Annotated in this window: 2 protein-coding genes; one reads left to right on the top strand and one right to left on the bottom strand. The window is 76.4% G+C overall.

Features of this window, described 5'->3' with window-relative positions; all coding sequences use genetic code 11:
* Positions 1 to 9 precede the first annotated feature (9 nt).
* On the bottom strand, positions 10 to 16,104 hold the full coding sequence (locus O7618_RS12640) for a type I polyketide synthase (protein ID WP_278106265.1): 16,095 nt from the start codon (positions 16,102 to 16,104) through the stop codon (positions 10 to 12).
* Between the two features lie 217 nt (positions 16,105 to 16,321).
* Here O7618_RS12640 and O7618_RS12645 point away from each other — a divergent pair, with 217 nt between their 5' ends.
* Positions 16,322 to 17,542, top strand: a complete 1,221-nt coding sequence (locus O7618_RS12645; RefSeq protein ID WP_278106266.1) for a cytochrome P450 — start codon at positions 16,322 to 16,324, stop codon at positions 17,540 to 17,542.
* Positions 17,543 to 17,568 lie beyond the last annotated feature (26 nt).

Consider the following 17,568-nt stretch of genomic DNA (forward strand, 5'->3'; position numbering starts at 1 on the left):
CTCCGTCGCTCACACCGCGCGGTCGAGGAACTCGAAGAGCTCCTCCGCCGTCGCCGACTCGAGGTCCTGCTCGCCGTCCGTGTCCTCGGTCCCGCCGTTCAGGCGGGCGACGAGCGAGCGCAACCTCCGCTTGACCCGTGCATGCGCGTCGTCACCGGGCTCGACCGCGTCCAGCACGGCCTCCAACCGGTCCAGCTCCTCCAGGGCGACCTCGGCGGCCGGCTTGACGGGCGGCACGAGCGCCAGCCGCAGGTGCTGGGCCAGCGCCATCGGGGTGGGGTGGTCGAAGACCAACGTGGCGGGCAGCCGCAGGCCGGTGACGCCGGCGATCCGGTTGCGCAGCTCGATGCCGGTCAGGGAGTCCATGCCGAGGTCGAGGAAGCCCCGTTCGGAGCGCACCTCGCCGCCGGACGGATAGCCGAGCACGACCGCAACGTGGGTCCGGACGAAGTCGAGCACGACACGCTGCCGCTCCTCGTCGGGCAGCTCGATCAGCCGCTCACGCAACGGCGGGCCGTCACTCCCGGCCGGGCGGCCGGCCGCGGAGCGCACCGGGGTGCGCACCAGCGAGCGCAGCAGGTGCAGCAGCGGCCCGGTGGCCGCGCTCAACGCGCCCTGGGCGAACAGCAGCGGCACCACCACCGGTGCGGGGTGCCGCACCGCCGCGTCGAACAGCGTCATGCCGTACGCCGTCTCCATCGGCCGCAGGCCGGTCCGCTCGACCCGGCGCACGTCGAGTTCGGTCAGCGCGCCAGTCATCCCGGTCGGCTGCGCCCAGGGGCCCCACGGCAGCGACTTGGCCACCAGTCCGTCCGCCCGCCGGCGCTGCGCCAGCGCGTCGAGGAACGCGTTGGCGGCGGCGTAGTTGCCCTGCCCGGCCCCGCCGAACGTGCCGGCGGCCGAGGAGAACAGCACGAACGCGGTGAGGTCGAGGTCACGGGTGAGGTCGTGCAGGTTCGTCGCGCCCCGGGCCTTGCCGCGCATCACCAGGTCGACCCGGCCGGGATCGAGCGCCGCGATCACCCCGTCGTCCAGGACGCCCACCGCGTGCACCACGCCGGTGAGCGGCCGGTCGGCCGGGACCGCGGCCAGCACCTCGGCCAGCCGGTCCCGGTCGGCCGCGTCGCAGGCCACCACCGTCGCCTCCGCCCCCAGGGCGGCGACGTCGGCGACCAGGTCCGCGGCGCCCGGAGCGTCGGCCCCGCTGCGGCTGGTGACCAGGAAGTGGCGTACGCCGTGCACGCCCGCCAGGTGTCGCACCAGCGCGCTGCCCAGCGTGCCGGTGCCGCCGGTGACCAGGACGGTGCCGTGCGGCCCGAAGGCCGGGGCGCTGTCGCCGTCGGCCGGCGCGACGCGCACCAGGCGGGCCGCGCGGACCCGGCCGGCCGCGGCGGCCAACTGCGGCTCGCCCGAGCACACCGCGGCGGGCAGCGGCGCGAGGTCGGCATCCGCGCCCAGGTCGAGCAGGACAAAACGGTTCGGGTGCTCGGACTGGGCCGAGCGCAGCAGCCCCCGGGCCGCCGCCGGGGCGAGCGCGGGCTTCGCGGCGACCGCGCCCCGGGAGACCACGAGCAGGCGCGCCGGTTCGAACCGGTCGTCGCCGATCCACCGCTGGGCCAGCGCCAGGGCCTCGTGCACGCAGCCTGCCGCCCGGTCGACGACGTCGCCGTCGTCGTCGGTCGCGGACAGCGCGACCACCACCACGGCCGGATCGTCGGCGCCGTCGAAGTGGCCGGGGACGTCGTCGAACGTGGCGCAGGTGGTGACCCGCCCGCCGGCCGCGCGCACCTGGTCGGCCAGCGGGGCGTCGCCGACGACCAACCAGTGGCCCGGATCGGTCGGGGTGACCGCGAGGTCGCTCCAGTCCAGCTCGTAGAGGGTGGTCGGCCGGGCCGGGCCGGAGGCGCCGAACGAGGCCGGCAGCGGCCGGGCCGCGAGCGCGTCGACCGCGACGACCGGGGCGCCCGCCGCGTCGGCGATCCGCACCACGATGCCGTTCTGCTCGGAGAGGCCGAGCCGGACCCGGACGGTGTCCGCGCCGGTGGCCCAGAGGCGTACGCCACTGAAGGAGAACGGCAGCTCGGCGCCCTGCGGTCCGGCGCCGCCGGCGGCCGGGTGCAGCGAGCGCAGCAGGCCGATGCCGTGCAGGGCGGCGTCCAGCAGCGCCGGGTGCACGCCGTAGGCGCCCGCGTCGTCCCCGTCGTCCTCGGGCAGCGCGACCTCGGCGAAGACCTCGCCGTCGCGCTTCCACATGGCGCGCAGGCCCTGGAACGCGGGGCCGTAGCCGTAGCCGCGCTCGGTCAGGTCGTCGTAGAACCCGGTCGTGTCCACCGCCTGCGCCCCGGCCGGCGGCCACTGCCGCAGGTCGAAGTCGGGCTCGTCGGCGGTCGGCGCCAGCGTCGCGCTGGCGTACCGGGTCCACCCCACGCCGTCGCCGGTGTCGGTGTCCGGTCGGGCGTAGACCGCGACGGTGCGGCGGCCGGCCTCCCCGGGCGGGCTGACCACGACCTGGATCCGGACCGCCTGCCGCTCGGTGAGCACCAGCGGCGCCTCCAGCGTCAACTCGTCCAGCGCCGCGGCGCCGACCCGCAGGCCGGCCTGCAACGCCAGCTCGACGAACGCGGTGCCGGGCAGCAGCACGGTGCCGAGCACCGCGTGGTCGCCCAGCCAGCGCTGGTCGCCGGCGCTGAGCCGGCCGGTCAGCACCAGCCCGTCGCCGTCGGCCAGCGCGACGGCGGCGCCGAGGAGCGGGTGGCCGGCGTCGGTCAGCCCGGCACCGCTCAGGTCACCGGCCGCGGCGGTACGCGCCGGGGTGAGCCAGTAGCGGCTGCGCTGGAACGCGTACGTGGGCAGCGGCACGACCGGCGCGGCGTGCCCGGCCAGCGCGGCCGACCAGTCGACAGTGCCGCCGTGGGCGTGCAGCTCGGCGGCCGAGCGCAGCACCCGGGCCAGGTCGCCCTCGTCGCGGCGCAACGTGCCGACGACCGCCGTGCGGCTGCCCGGGTCGGCCTCGTCGAGGGTCGCACGGACCGCCATGGCGAGCACCGGGTGGGCGCTGACCTCGACGAAGAAGTGGTAACCGTCGGCGGCCAGGGCGCGCACGGCGGCATCGAAGAGCACCGGCCGGCGCAGGTTGCGGAACCAGTAGTCGGCGTCCATCGTGGCGGTGTCGACCCAGCCGCCGTCCACCGTGGACCACATCGGGATGCGGCCGGGGCCGGGGCGCACCGGGGCGAGCGCGGCGGTCAGCTCGTCGCGCAACCCGTCCATCTGCGGGCTGTGCGAGGCGTAGTCGACCGCGATCCGCTTGACCCGTACACCGTCCGCGGCGCAGGCGTCGGCGAAGCGGTCCAGGCTGTCGGCCGGACCGGCCACCACAGTGGTCTCCGGACCGTTGACCGCGGCGATCGACAGGTCGGGGTGGACGGCGAGCCGCTCCTCGACCGGGCCGGCGCCCAGCCACACCGAGACCATGCCGCCGGTGCCGGCGACCGCGCCGACGAGCTTGCTGCGCACCGCGACGATCCGGGCGGCGTCGTCGAGGCTGAGCCCGCCGGCCACGTGGGCGGCGACGATCTCGCCCTGCGAGTGGCCGACCACGGCGTCCGGCACCACGCCCCACGACTCCCAGAGCCGGGTGAGCGCCACCATCACGGCGAACAGCACCGGCTGGACGACGTCGACCCGCTCCAGCGGGGCGGCGTCGGGCCGGTCGCGCAGGACGTCCTGCAGCGACCAGTCGAGGTGCGGCGCGAGCGCCAGGGCGCACTCGTCGATCGCGTCGGCGAACACCGGCGCGGTGTCCATCAGCGTGGCGGCCATGCCGATCCACTGGCTGCCCTGCCCCGGATAGACGAACACGGTCTCGCCGGTGGTCACCGTGCCGGTGACCACGTCGGCGCAGGGGCGGGCGGCGATCACGTCGTCCAGCCGGGCCAGCAGGTCGTCCCGGCCGGCGCCGAACAGCACCGCCCGGTGCTCGAAGGCGGCCCGGGTGGTGGCCAGCGACCAGGCGACCGGGCCGGGCCCGGCGTCGGGCCGGTCGGCGAGGTGCCGGCGCAGCCGGTCGGCCTGCTCCCGCAGGGCCTCCTCGGTGCGACCGGAGAGCAGCCAGGCCGGCGGCGTCGCCGACTCCGGCGCGCCGGAGTCGGTGGCGGCGGGTTCCGGGGCCTGCTCGACGATGGCGTGCGCGTTGGTGCCGGTGCCGCCGAACGACGAGATGCCGGCCCGGCGCGGGCCGCCGGTGGACGGCCACGGCCGTCCCTCGGTCAGCAGCCGGACCGCGCCGCGTGCCCAGTCGACGTGCGGGGTGGGCTCGTCGACGTGCAGGCTCGGCGGCAGCACGCCGTTCCGGACGGCCATCACCGCCTTGATCACACCGGCCACGCCGGCCGCGGACTGGGTGTGCCCGATGTTGGACTTGACCGAGCCGAGCCAGAGCGGCCGGTCGTCCGGCCGGTTCTGCCCGTACGTCGCGATGATCGCCTGGGCCTCGATCGGGTCGCCGAGCGTGGTGCCGGTGCCGTGCGCCTCGACGAGGTCGACATCGGCCGGCTCCAGGCCGGCGTTGGCCAGCGTCTGCGCGATGACCCGCTGCTGGGAGGGGCCGTTGGGGGCGGTGAGGCCGTTGGAGGCGCCGTCCTGGTTGGTGGCGGTGGCGGCGACCACGGCGAGCACCGGATGCCCGTTACGGATCGCGTCGGAGAGACGCTCCAGCAGGACCACGCCCGCGCCCTCACCCCAGCCGGTGCCGTCGGCCGCCGCCGCGAACGGCTTGCAGCGGCCGTCCGGGGCCAGGCCGCGCTGGCGGCTGAACTCGGTGAACGAGGTCGGGGTGGGCAGCACGGCGACGCCCCCGGCAAGCGCCAGGTCGCACTCGCCCTGCCGCAGCGCCTGGGCGCCCAGGTGCAGCGCCACCAGCGACGAGGAGCAGGCGGTGTCCACGGTGACGGCCGGGCCTTCCAGCCCGAGGCCGTAGGCCACCCGGCCGGAGACGGCGGCGGTGCCGGTGCCGGCCAGGAAGAAGCCCTCGGTGGCACCGAGGCCCAGGTGGGCGCCCATGCCGTAGCCCTGGAACGAGGTGCCGACGAAGACCCCGGTCCGGCTGCGGGCCAGCGTCTGCGGGTTGATCCCGCCGCGCTCGATCGCCTCCCAGGACGTCTCCAGCAGAATCCGCTGCTGCGGGTCCATGGCGAGCGCCTCGCGCGGGCTGATGCTGAAGAACCCGGCGTCGAAGTCACCGGCGTCGTAGATGAACGCGCCCTCCCGGACGTAGGAGGCGCCGAGCGCGTCCGGGTCCGGGTCGTAGAGCGCGTCGAGGTCCCAGCCGCGGTCGTCGGGGAACCCGTCGACCGCGTCGACGCCGTTGACCACCAGCTCCCACAGCTCTTCGGGAGTGCGTACGCCACCGGCGTACCGGCAGCTCATGCCCACGATGGCGATCGGCTCGTCGGCGCCGTCGGCGGCCGTCACCACGGTCTCGGCCGGCGCCTCGCCGAGCAGCTCGGCGCGCAGGTGCTCGGCGAGCAGCGCCGGGGTCGGGTAGTCGAAGATGAGCGTGGTGGGCAGCTGGAGACCGGTGGCGGCGCGCAGCTTGTTGCGGACGTCGACAGCGGTCACCGAGTCGAAGCCCAGTTCCCGGAAGGCGCGGTTGGGCGCGATCTCCTCGACGCCGGTGTGCCCGAGCGTGTCGGCGGCCAGGTTGCGCACCAGGTCCTGGAGGAACCGCCTGCGCTCGCCGGCCGGCAGCGCGGTCAGCCGGGCGGCGAACTCGCCCGTCTCGCCGTCGGCGCCGCCCGGCCGGTCCGCCTCGGGCGCGGGGCGGGCCTCCGGGATCTCGTCGACGAGCGGTCGCGGGCGGGCGGCGGTGTAGCTCGGCGCGAACCGCTCCCAGTCGATGTCGGCGACGGTGAGGTGGGGTTCCGGCTCGACCATCGCCGCATCGAGCGCGGCCAGGGCGAGCTGCGGAGGCATCGGGCGCAGGCCGCGCCGGGCGAGCTGGGCGACCGCGTCGGCGGTGGCCATGCCGCTGCCCTCCCAGCCGCCCCAGGAGACGGCCAGCGCGGCCTGCCCGCGCTCGTGCCGCTGCCGGCACAGCGCGTCCAGGTAGGCGTTGCCGGCGGCGTAGGCGGCCTGGCCGCCGCCGCCCCAGACGCTCGCGCCGGAGGAGAAGACGACGAACGCCTCCAGGTCGTCGCCGGCCAGCTCGTCGAGGTTGCGGGCGCCGGTCGCCTTCCCGCGTACGGTGGCGGCCAGCTCGGCCGGGTCGATGTCGGTGATCGGTGTGGACTGGGCGACCCCGGCGGCGTGGAAGACGGCGGTCAGCGGGGCGGTGTCGTCGACGCCGGCGAGCAGCGCGGCCAGCGCGTCGCGGTCGGCCACGTCGCAGGCGACGATCCGCACCCGCGCGCCGAGTTCGGTGAGCTCGGCGGCCAGCTCCGCCGCGCCGGGCGCGTCGGGTCCACGACGGCTGGTCAGGAGTAGCCGCCGGGCGCCGGCGGTGACCAGCCGGCGGGCGACGTGGGCGCCGATGGTGCCGGTGCCGCCGGTGACCAGCACGGTGCCGCCCAGGCTCGGCGCGGGCCGGCGGTTCGGGTTCGGCTCGGCGCGCACCATCCGGCGGGCGAGGACTCCGGAGGCGCGGACCGCCAGTTGGTCCTCGTCGCCGATCCCGGCCAACGCGGCCGCGATCCGGCCGGCCGCGCGGGCGTCGATATCCGGCGGCAGGTCGAGCAGTCCGCCGATGCGGTCGGGCTGTTCCAGGCTGGCCACCAGGCCCAGTCCCCAGCTCTGGGCCTGGGTCGCGCCGGTGATCCGGTCGGCCGGGGACACGCTGACCGCGCCCCGGGTGACGATCCACAGCGGTGCGTCGCGGTCGGTCCGGGTGTGTTCCTGGACCAGGGCCAGGTTGCCGACCGTGCCGCGGGTGACGTCCGGCCAGTCCGGGTGCGGGGTCTCGTCCAGCGCCAGCAGCGACACGATGCCGGCGAGGTCCGTCGCGTCGGTGTCGGTGACCACCTCGGCGCCGTGCGCGGTGAGCAGCCGGCCGACCTCGGCGGCCGTCGGCTCCCCGTCCGGGGCGACGAGCAGCCACCGGCCGGACGGCGTCGCCCGGCCACCGGTGGGCGCGGGTCGCCACTCGACGCGGTAGCGCCACGCGTCGACGGTGCGGCGGCGCTGCTCCCGCGACCGCCAGGAGGCCAGCACCGGCAGCACCGGGGCGATCCGGTCGGCGTCGTCGGCGCCGAACGCCTCGATCAGCGGGGCCAGGTCGGAGCGTTCCACCGCGTCCCAGAACCCGGCCTCGGCGGCGTCGGAGGTGGTGCCGGTGGAGGCCGCGGCGGGATTCGGTTCGAGCCAGAACCGCTGGTGCTGGAACGCATACGTGGGCAGCGGCATCGGCGGCGCGGCACCGTCGGCCCGCGCCGGCAGCGCGGCCCAGTCGAACCGGGCGCCCCGGGCGTACGCCTCGGCGACCGAGGCCCGGAAGCGGTCCAGGCCGCCCTCCTCGCGTCGCAGCGACCCGACGGCGACCGCCTCGACGTTCGCGTCCTCGGCGGCGTCCTGCACCGCGTGCACCAGCACCGGGTGGGTGCTCGCCTCGACGAAGACGGTGTGCCCGTCGTGCAGGAGCTGCCGCACCGCGTCGGCGAAGCGCACCGTCTGCCGGATGTTGCGGTACCAGTACGCCGCGTCGAGGCCAGCGGTGTCCACCGGCCCACCGGTGACGGTCGAGTAGAACACCGGGCCGTCGCCGGCGCGGGGCGCGATGCCGGCCAGCTCGGCCAGCACCGGATCGCGCAGCACGTCCATGTGCCAGGAGTGGGCCGCGCCGGGGATACGGATCTTGCGGACCCGGACGCCCTCGGCGGACAGGTCGGCGAACAGCCGGTCGGCGGTCTCCGGGTCGCCGGCCACCGAGACGGTCCGGGGGCCGTTGACGGCGACGACGTCCAGGCCGGGGTAGTCGGCGAGCCGGGCCTCGACGTCGGCGGCGGGCAGCGAGACCGCCACCATCGCGCCGGCGATCTGGGCGCCGCGCTCGGCCAGCAGGCGGCTGCGCACGGCGATCACCGTGGCGGCGTCGGTCAGGGTCAGGCCGCCGGCCAGGTAGGCGGCGGCCACCTCGCCCTGCGAGTGGCCGACCACGGCGGCCGGCTCGACGCCTTCGGCGCGCCACAGCTCGGCCAGCGACACCATGGTGGCGAACAGAGCGGGCTGGACCACCGCGACGTCGTCGAGGGACCGCTCGGGGTCGGCGCCGCGCAGCACGTCGGTCACCGACCAGCCCAGCCGGGGCCGCAGCGCGGCGTCGCAGGCCTCGACCGAGGCGCGGAAGACCGGCGAGGACGCCAGCAGCTCCTCGGCCATGCCGAGCCACTGCGGGCCCTGGCCGGGGAAGACGAAGGCGACCTTGCCGCCGGCGCCGGCGACGCCACGGACCAGGCCGGGCGCGCCGTGGTCGGCGGCGAGCGCGTCGAGCAACCCGGCGTAGCCGTCCCGGTCGTCGGCGAGGAGCACCGCACGGTGCGGCAGCCGACCGCGGGTGGTGCTCAGCGCGTACGCCACCTCGTCGGGGCGCCAGTCCGGCTCGGCGTCGAGGTGGGCACGCAGCCGCTCGGCCTGGGCACGCAGGGCCTTGGCGGTGCGGGCCGACAGCAGCCACGGGCCGCCGGTCCGGTCGACGGTGGTCCCGGCGCCCGGCGGGGCCTGCTCGATGATCACGTGGGCGTTGGTGCCGCTCATGCCGAACGAGGACACGCCGGCCCGGCGGACCCGCTCGCCGGCGGGCCACGGCGTCGGCTCGGTGAGCAGCCGGACGCCGCCCGCCGACCAGTCGACGTGTGCGGAGGGGCGGTCGACGTGCAGGGTGGCGGGCAGCAGCCCGTGCCGCAGCGCCAGCACCATCTTGATGATCCCGGCCACGCCGGCAGCCGACTGGGTGTGCCCGATGTTCGACTTGATCGAGCCCAGCCGGAGCGGGGCGTCGTCGGCGCGGTCCCGGCCGTACGTGGCGAGCAGCGCCTGTGCCTCGATCGGGTCGCCGAGGGCGGTGCCGGTGCCGTGCGCCTCCACCGCGTCCACGTCGGCGGGGGCGAGGCCGGCGTGCCGCAGCGCGGCGGCGATGACCCGCTGCTGCGACGGCCCGTTCGGGGCGGTGAGCCCGTTGCTGGCCCCGTCGTGGTTGACCGCCGACCCGGCGACCAGGGCCAGGACCGGGTGCCCGTGACGGCGGGCGTCGCTGAGCCGCTCGATCAGCACCACGCCGGCGCCCTCGCCCCAGCCGGTGCCGTCGGCGCCGTCGGCGAACGCCTTGCACCGCCCGTCCGGGGCGAGCGCGCCGCCGCGGCTGCTGTCGACGAACATCCCGGGGGTGGTCATCACGGTGGCGCCGCCGGCGATCGCCAGGTCGCACTCGCCGTGCCGCAGCGCCTCGGCCGCCAGGTGCAGCGCCACCAGCGAGGATGAGCAGGCGGTGTCGACGGTGACCGCCGGGCCCTCCAGGCCGAACGTGTAGGAGATCCGGCCGGCGACCACGCTCGTCGCGGTGCCGGTGAGCAGGTGCGGTTCGGAGCCCTCGGGCAGCCGCAGGTCGCCGACGCCGTAGCCGGTGGTCGCGGCGCCGACGTAGACGCCGGTGCGGCTGCCGCGCAGCGTCTCCGGGTCGATGCCGGCCCGCTCGAACGCCTCCCAGGAGGTCTCCAGCAGCAGCCGCTGCTGCGGGTCCATGGTGACCGCCTCGCGCGGGCTGATCGCGAAGAAGCCGGCGTCGAAGTCGGCCACGCCGTCGACGAAGCCGCCCTCGAAGGTGTACGAGGTGCCGGGCTCGAAGAGGTGCTCGACCTGCCAGCCGCGGTCGGCCGGGAACGCGTCGACCGCGTCGACGCCGCCGGCGACGATGCGCCACAGCGCGTCGGGAGTGTCGGCGCCGCCCGGGAACCGGCAGCCCATCCCCACGATGGCGATCGGGTCGTCGGCCGGCCGGTCGACCGGCACCGGGGTGGCGGTGGGCGTCTCGGCGACGGTCCCGCCCAGCTCGGCGTCGAGGAAGGCGGCCACGGCTGTCGGCGTCGGGTGGTCGAAGACGAGCGTGGCGGGCAGCCGGCTGCCGAGCGCCGCGCGCAGCCGGTTGCGCAGCTCGATCGAGGTCAGCGAGTCGAAGCCGATCTCCTTGAACGGCCGGTCCGGCTCGACCGCCTGCGGACCGGGCAGGCCGAGCACCGTTGCGGCATCCGCGCGTACCTGCTCCAGCAGGGCGGCCCGGTCGAGCCGGGGCCGGCCGGCGGCGCGGCCGGTGCCCGCCGCACGGCGCTGCGGGGCGCGGGCCAGCTCGGTCAGCACGGCGGGCAGGTCGGCGGCGCGGGCGGAGAGCGCGGCCGGGTCGAACCCGGTCGGTACCAGCACCGGCGCGGCGGCGGCGAGCGCGGCGTCCAGCAGCGCGAGCCCGTCGGCCTCGGTGAGCGGTGGGAAGCCGGCGGCGGCCAGGCGCGCCCGGTCGCCGTCGGTGAGCTGCCCGACCATGCCGCCGCCGGACCACGGGCCCCAGGCCAGCGACTGGGCGGGCAGGCCGGCGGCGCGGCGGCGGAGCACGAGCGCGTCGAGCAAATGGTTGGCGGCGGCGTAGCCGGCCTGCCCGGCACTGCCGACGGTGCCGGCCAGCGCGGAGAAGACGACGAACGCGGCGAGGTCGAGGCCGCGGGTCAGCTCGTCCAGGTGCAGGGCAGCGTCGGCCTTGGGCCGCAGCACGGTCTCCAGCCGCTGCGGGGTCAGCGCGGTGACGACCCCGTCGTCGAGCACGCCAGCGACGTGGAAGACCCCGGTCAGCGGCCGGTCGGCGGGGATGCCGTCGATCAGGGCGGCGAGGGCGGACCGGTCGGCGACGTCGCAGGCGACCACCTCGGCGCCGGCCGGCACGCCGTCGGCCGGGTCGACCGCCTCGGGTCCGCGCCGGCTGGCCAGGATCAGGTGCCGGACGCCGTGCTCGGCGGCCAGGTGCCGGGCGACAAGCGTGCCGAGCCGGCCGGTGCCGCCGGTGATCAGGACCGTGCCGGCCGGGTCGAGCGGCCGGGGGACGGTGAGCACCACCTTGCCGACGTGCCGCGCCTGGCTGACGTGCCGGAACGCCTCGGGCGCCCGGCGGACGTCCCAGGCGTGGACCGGCGACAGGCGCAGGCTGCCGTCGGCGAACAACTCCACCAGCCGGCCGAGGATCTCCTGGATGCGGTCCGGCCCGGCGTCGATGAGGTCGAAGGCGCGGTAGGTGACGCCCGGGTGGGCGGCGGCCACCACGGCCGGGTTCCGCACGTCACTCTTGCCCATCTCGACGAACGTGCCGCCGCCGGCCAGCAGCCGCAGCGAGGCGTCCACGAACTCGCCGGCCAGGCTGTTCAGCACCACGTCGACGCCCTCGAACGCGGCCTCGAAGCCGAGGTCCCGCGACGACGCGATGTGCGCGTCGTCCAGGCCCAGCCCGCGCAGCACGTCCCACTTCGCCGGGCTCGCGGTGGCGAAGACCTCGGCACCGAGGTGCTGGGCGAGTTGCACCGCGGCCAGGCCGACGCCGCCGGTCGCGGCGTGGATCAGCACCGACCGGCCGGCGGCGAGCGCGCCCAGGTCGCGCAGGCCGTACAGGGCGGTGCCGTAGACGATCGGCACGGACGCCGCCTCGGCGAACGTCCACCGCTCGGGCATCGGCGCGAGCACCCGATGGTCGGCCACCGCGACCGGGCCGAACGACGCGGGGCAGAGGCCGAAGACGCGGTCGCCGGGACGCAACGTGGCGACGTCCGGCGCGACCTCCAGGACCACGCCGGCGACCTCGGCGCCGAGATCGACCCGGCCCGGGTACATGCCGAGCGCGGCCAACACGTCGCGGAAGTTCAGGCCGGCGGCCCGCACCGAGAGGCGGACCTGGCCGGGGGCCAGCGGGGCGTCCGCGCCGGACGGCACGAGCGCGAGCTGGTCGAGCGTGCCGTTCTCCGGCAGCGCGAGCCGCCAGTGGTCGGTGTCCGCGGGCGGGACGAGGTCGGCGGCCGGCTCCACCCGGCGCAGCCGGGCCCGGTGCAGGCCGGTGGCCCGGATCGCCAGTTGCGGCTCGCCGGTGCCCAGCCCGGCCGCGAGGGCGGGCAGCGGGTCGGGCGCGACGAGCGGACCGCCCGGCAGGTCGACGAGCACGATGCGGCCCGGGTCCTCGGCCTGCGCCGACCGGACCAGTCCCCACACGGCCGCGCCGGCCAGGTCGGTGACCCGGTCGCCCGGCTCGGCCGCGACGGCTCCCCGGGTCACCACGACCAGGCGGCCCGCGCTCTCCCGCAGGCGGGCGAGCAGGTCGAGCGTCCGCGTGGTGGCGGCGCGGACCCCCTCGGCGGTCGGCGTGTACCCGAACACCGGGAGCAGCAGGACGTCGGCGTCGCCGCCGACCGCGACGCCCGCGCCGATCGGCTCGCCGTCGAGCTGCGCCCAGCGGGGTGCCGGGGTGTCCTCGACGGCCAGCGGGAACCAGGCCAACCGCAGCAGCGCCGCCGCGCCGGTGGCCCGGCCGGCGAACTGCGCCCCGGCGATCGGGCGCAGCAGCACCCGGTCGACGGTGAGCACGGGCGCGCCGGTGTCGTCGTACGCGTCCAGCCGGACCGCGTCGACGCCGTCCGGGACGAGCCGGACCCGCAACGTGGTCGCGCCGGTGGCCCGCAGGGTGACCCCGGTGAAGGAGAACGGGAGACCGGTGAAGCCGTCCGCGGCCGTCGCCCGGGCGGCGAGCGCCTGCAGGCCCGCGTCGAACAGGGCCGGGTGCAGGCCGTAGCGGCGGGCGTCGGAGTCCTCGCCCGCCGGCAGGCGCAGCTCGGCGAGGATCTCGTCGCCGGACCGCCAGGCCGACCGGAGGCCCCGGAAGACCGGCCCGTAGGCCAGGCCGGCGGCGTCGAAGCCCGCGTAGAGCGCGGTCACGTCGATCGGCTCGGCGTCGGCCGGTGGCCAGGCCGGCGCGGGCGGCGCCGGGGTGGCCGCCGTGGCCGGGGCGAGCACACCCGTCGCGTGCCGGGTCCACGGCTCCTCGGGCCAGCCGTCGACCGCCGCGACCGCCACCCGGGAGTGGAAGGTGATGTCCCGGCGGCCCTCCGCGTCCGCCGCGCCCACCAGCACCTGCACCTGGACGGCGGCGTCGGCCGGCACGACCAGCGGCGTGTGGAGCACCAGCTCCTGCACGACGCCGCAGCCGACCTGGTCGCCGGCCCGCACGGCGGCCTCGGCCAGCGCGGTGCCGGGCAGCACCACCCGGCCGAGCACGACGTGGTCGGCGAGCGCCGGATGGGTGGCCACCGACAGCCGACCGGTGAACAGCGCCTCGTCGCCGCCGGCCAGCATGACGCCGGCGCCGAGCAGCGGATGTCCGGTCACGCCGAGACCGGCGGCCGCGACGTCGCCCCAGCCCGGCGCCGGCTTCGGCCAGAAGCGCTGCCGCGCGAACGGGTAGGTGGGCAGCGCGATGGTCCGGCCGGCCGCGCCGGCGACGGCGGTCCAGTCGACGGGCACCCCGCCGGCGTACGCGGTGGCGAGCGCGGCCCACAGCGTCGCGGCCTCGCCGCGGTCGCGGCGCTGGGTGGCGACGGTGGTGACGTCGTCGAGCTGCTCGGCGGCGAGCGCGGTGAGCGGGCCGTCCGGGCCGATCTCCAGGTACGCGGTGGTCTCCCGCCCGCGCAGCCAGGCCAGCCCGTCGGCGAAGCGGACCGTGCCGCGCACGTGCCGGACCCAGTGGTCGGCGTCCATCCGGTCGACCGGTTCACCGGTCAGGTTGGACACCACCGGCACACGCGGCGCGTGGTACGTCAGGCCCTCGGCCACCGCCCGGAACTCGTCGAGCATGGCGTCCATGCGCGGCGAGTGGAAGGCGTGCGAGACGCGCAGCCGCTTGGTCTGCCAGCCCCGCTCCCGCCACCGGGCGTCCAGCGCGTCGATCGCGTCGGCGTCGCCGGAGACCACCACGGCGGCCGGGCCGTTGACGGCGGCGACGTCGACGCCGTCGACCAGCTCGGCGCGGACCGCCGCCTCCGGGGCCGCCACGGCGAGCATCGCGCCGCCGGCCGGGAGCGCCTGCATGAGCCGGCCGCGGGCGGCGACGAGCGTGCAGGCGTCGTCCAGGTCGAGCACACCGGCCAGGTGGGCGGCGGCGATCTCGCCCACCGAGTGGCCGAGCATCCGGTCGGGTACGACGCCCCAGTGCTCCAGCTGGCGGGCCAGCGCGACCTCGAAGGCGAAGAGCGCGGCCTGCGTGTGGACGGTCTGGTGGATCTCCGTGGACCCGAGCGCCTCGGCGAGCCCGTCGAAGCGGGCGCGGATCGCGTGGAAGTGCTCCGCGAAGACCGGGAACTCGGCGGCCAGGTCCGCGCCCATGCCGGTCCGCTGGGCGCCCTGCCCGGTGAAGAGGAAGGCCAGCTTGCCGTCGCGGGTCGAGCCGCGGACGACGCGGTCGTGCTCCGCGCCGGACTCGACCGCGGCCAGCGCGGTCAGCAGCTCGTCGCGGTCGGCGGCCCGGACCACGGCCCGGTGCGCCATCGCGGCCCGGGCGGTGGCCAGCGTGTGGGCGACGTCGGCGGGCCGGATCGCCGGGTCGGCCTCCACCGCGGCGCGCAGCCGGGCGGCCTGGCGGCGCAGCGCCTCGTCGGTACGCGCCGAGACGGGCACCGCCACCGGGCCGTCGACGTCCTCGACCGCCTGCGGGGCGGCCGGCGCCGGGGACTGTTCGAGGATGATGTGCGCGTTGGTGCCGCTCACCCCGAACGACGAGATGCCGGCCCGGCGGGGGTGGTCGGTCTCCGGCCAGTCCCGGTTGGCGGCCAGCAGGGCGACCCGGCCGGCCGCCCAGTCGACGTGGGAGGTGGGCTCGTCGAGGTGCAGGGTGCCGGGCAGCACGCCGTGCCGCAGCGCCATGACCATCTTGATGATGCCGGCGACGCCGGCGGCGGCCTGCGGGTGCCCGATGTTCGACTTGACCGACCCCAGGTAGAGCGGCTCGCCGGGGCGGTCCTGGCCGTACGTGGCGAGCAGCGCCTGCGCCTCGATCGGGTCGCCGAGGGTGGTGCCGGTGCCGTGGCCCTCGACCGCGTCGACGTCGGCGGGGGTGAGCCCGGCGTTGGTCAGCGCCTCCAGGATCACCCGCTGCTGGGCCGGGCCGTTCGGGGCGGTCAGCCCGTTGGACGCCCCGTCGGAGTTGACCGCGCTGCCCCGCACCACCGCGAGGATCGGGTGGCCGAGGCGTTGCGCGTCGGAGAGCCGCTCGACGAGCAGCACGCCGACGCCCTCGGACCAGCCGGTGCCGTCGGCGGCCTCGGCGAACGACTTGCAGCGGCCGTCGCCGGCCAGCCCGCGCTGGCGGCTGAACTCGGTGAACACGCCGGGGGTGGCCATCACCGTGACACCGCCGGCGATGGCGAGGGAACACTCGTTCTGGCGCAGCGACTGGCAGGCCAGGTGCAACGCGACGATTGACGACGAGCACGCGGTGTCCACGGTGAGCGCCGGACCCTCCAGGCCCAGCACGTAGGAGATCCGGCCGGACACGACGGCGGTGGCGCCGCCGGTGAGCAGGTAGCCCTCGCTGTCCGAGCCGGCGTTGCCGAACAGCGCGAGGTAGTTCTGGTCGTTGGTGCCGGCGAAGACCCCGGTGCGGCTGCCGCGCAGCGACGTCGGGTCGATGCCGGCCCGCTCGATCGCCTCCCACGTGGACTGGAGCAGGATCCGCTGCTGCGGGTCCATGGCGACCGCCTCGCGCGGCGAGATGCCGAAGAACGCCGGGTCGAAGTCCGCGGCGCCGTCGATGAAGCCGCCCTCGCGCACGTAGCTGCTGGCCGGGCGCTCCGGGTCGGCGTCGAAGAGCCGGTCGAGGTCCCAGCCACGGTCGGTCGGGAACGGACCGATCCCGTCCCGGCCCTGCGCCACCAGGTCCCACAGGTCGTCGGGCGAACCGGCACCACCGGGGTAGCGGCAACTCATCCCGATGATGGCGATGGGTTCCCGGCCGCCGTCCTCGACCTCCCGCAGGCGCTGGCGCGCCCGGTGCAGGTCAGTGGTGACCAGCTTCAGATAGTCGCGAAGCGTGTCGTTGTCAGCCATCAGTGAGGACCTCATTTTGCGACGGAGTGCGCCTGGCGGGGCCATGACCAGGCCGGATCGGCCATGGCTGACGCTAACGGCGGCCCGGGACGCCGGACACCCCTAGCCGGGCCGGGCGGCACCCTTCAACCAGCGGTGACGTCGGTGAGGTCAGGGGTTGCGCGGCGCGCACGGCGCTGGCGACAGTGACCGCACATCCGACAGATCGGCGACCACCATGACGACTGCTGGGACGAGGTTGCTATTCGACCTGCGGGACCCCGCGCTGCAGGACGATCGCTACGGCTACTACAAGCGGGTCCGCGACCGCGAGCCGGTGCACCGCTCGCCCCTGGGCTACTGGGTGGTCACCGGCTACGACGAGTGCGACGCGGTGCTCCGCTCACCGGGGGTCAGCACCGACTTCACCGACGATCCACAGTGGGCGCGGGTGCGCGGCGGGCCGGACAGCCCGGTGGTCGCCAGCGCGCGCCGGTGGATGCTCACCCGTGGCGGCGGCGACCACCGGCGGCTGCGCCGGATGGTGTCCCGGGCGCTGTCGCCGGCCGCCATGGCCCGGCTCCGCCCGCGGATCCGCGCGCTGGTCAACGAGATGATCGACGAGATGGGCGAGGGCGAGGCGGACCTGATCGCCGGTCTCGCGCTGCCGCTGCCGGTCGTCGTCGTGTGCGAGCTGGTGGGCATCCCCCTGGCGGACGCCGACCGGTGCCGGCAGTGGACGAACACCATCGCCGACGTGGTCGACCCGATGGTCACGCCCCGGATGCGCCGGCGGATGAACGAGGCGGTCCCGGAGTTCAGCGCGTACATCGCCGAGCGGCTCGCGGAGCGGCGCGCCGCGCCGCGCGACGACCTGCTGTCGATCCTGCTGGAGCCGGACGCGAAGGGTGACCGGCTCAGCGACGAGGACATCGCCGCCCAGATCCTGGTGCTGTTCAACGCCGGGCACGAGACGTCGGTGAACGTGATCGGCAACGGCATGGTGTCGCTGTTGCAGAACCCGGACCAGCTCCGGCTGCTCCGGGAGCGGCCGGAGCTGATCGAGCGCGCCTTCGACGAGCTGTCCCGGCACAACTCCGCGGTGCAGATCATGGCCCGGCAGACGATCGCGCCGGTCGAGGTCGGTGACGTCACCATCCCGGCCGGGGCGTCGGTCTTCATCGTGCTCGGCGCCGCGCACCACGACCCGCGCAGATATCCGGACCCGGAGCGGTTCGACGTCACCCGGACCGGCCCGTCCCCGCTCATCTTCGGCTCCGGCCCGCACTACTGCATCGCCGCGACGCTCGGCAAGATGGAGGTGGTGATCGCGTTCGAGGAGCTGCTGCGGCGCTACTCCTCGATCGAGCTGGCCACCACCGAGCTGCAGTGGTACTCGCACTTCACGTTCCTGCTCGGCCTGCGCAGCCTGCCGCTGCGCCTCGAGTACGCCGGCTGACCAGCGGCGCGACGGGGCCCCGGCAT

The sequence above is a fragment of the Micromonospora sp. WMMD980 genome (assembly GCF_029626035.1).
Classification (GTDB): Bacteria; Actinomycetota; Actinomycetes; order Mycobacteriales; family Micromonosporaceae; genus Micromonospora.